Source organism: Streptomyces prasinopilosus (assembly GCF_001419695.1).
Lineage (GTDB): Bacteria > Actinomycetota > Actinomycetes > Streptomycetales > Streptomycetaceae > Streptomyces > Streptomyces prasinopilosus.
Genome location: NZ_LIRG01001046.1, coordinates 1 through 1,012 on the forward strand (window position 1 = coordinate 1; position 1,012 = coordinate 1,012).

At 74.2% G+C, this 1,012-nt stretch carries 1 protein-coding gene; it reads left to right on the forward strand.

Annotated features, from left to right (window positions below; genetic code table 11):
* The first annotated feature begins 115 nt into the window (after positions 1–115).
* Complete coding sequence (locus tag AOK18_RS29990; protein ID WP_055574595.1) at positions 116–898, forward strand: sulfite exporter TauE/SafE family protein; 783 nt, start codon at positions 116–118, stop codon at positions 896–898.
* The last annotated feature ends 114 nt before the right edge of the window (positions 899–1,012 follow it).

A 1,012-nucleotide genomic window follows, 5' to 3' on the forward strand; every position in this document is an offset into this window, starting at 1 on the left:
GCACCGCGCGGGGGCACGGGGGAGTCACGGCGGGGAGTCACCGTGAGGAGCGTCAACCTCAGGAAACGCTCATCTTGATGGACGGCACAACTATCCGCTTCGTAGGGTCACGCCCATGCCCGACATCTCCCTGACCACGGTCGTCCTCCTCTGCCTCGCGGCGCTGGCGGCCGGCTGGATCGACGCGGTGGTCGGCGGTGGCGGACTCCTGCTGCTGCCGGCGCTGCTGCTCGGCCTGCCCGCCGGCACCCCCGCCGCGCACGCCCTGGGCACCAACAAGGCGGTCGCCATCGTCGGCACCACCGGCGCGGCGATCACCTACGCCCGCAAGGCGCCCGTCGACGTACGGACCGCCGTGCGCATCGGGCTGGCCGCCCTCGCCGGATCCTCCGGCGGGGCCTTCCTCGCCGCCGGGATGAGCACCGAGGTCCTCAAGCCGGTGATCATGGTGGTGCTGCTCGCCGTCGCCGCCTTCGTCATCCTCCGCCCGGGCTTCGGCTCCGCTCCGCGACCCGGCCCGGTCTCCCGGCGCCGCGTCCTCGCCGCGATCGGCTTCGGCGGCCTGGGCATCGGCTTCTACGACGGGCTCATCGGCCCCGGCACCGGTACGTTCCTCGTCCTGGCGCTCACCGCCCTGCTCCACCTCGACCTCGTCACGGCGTCGGCCACCGCGAAGATCGTCAACTGCTGCACCAACGCCGGCGCGCTGGCGATGTTCGCCTGGCAGGGCGCGGTGCTGTGGCAGCTCGCGGGCCTGATGGCCGTGTTCAACCTGGCGGGCGGCACCCTCGGCGCCCACACGGCCCTGAAGAAGGGCAGCGGCTTCGTGCGCGTCGTCCTGCTGGTGGTCGTCTTCGCCCTGGTGGCGAACATGGCGTACGAGCAGTGGCTGGCCTGAGGACCGGCACCCGGCCCCCCCCGCGCGGCCCTGCCCGGGGGGAGCGCGGCCCTCCGGGCAGGGCCGCGCTCCCACCGGCCGGGGCGACCGGGACTCAGACCCGGCCGGTGGGAG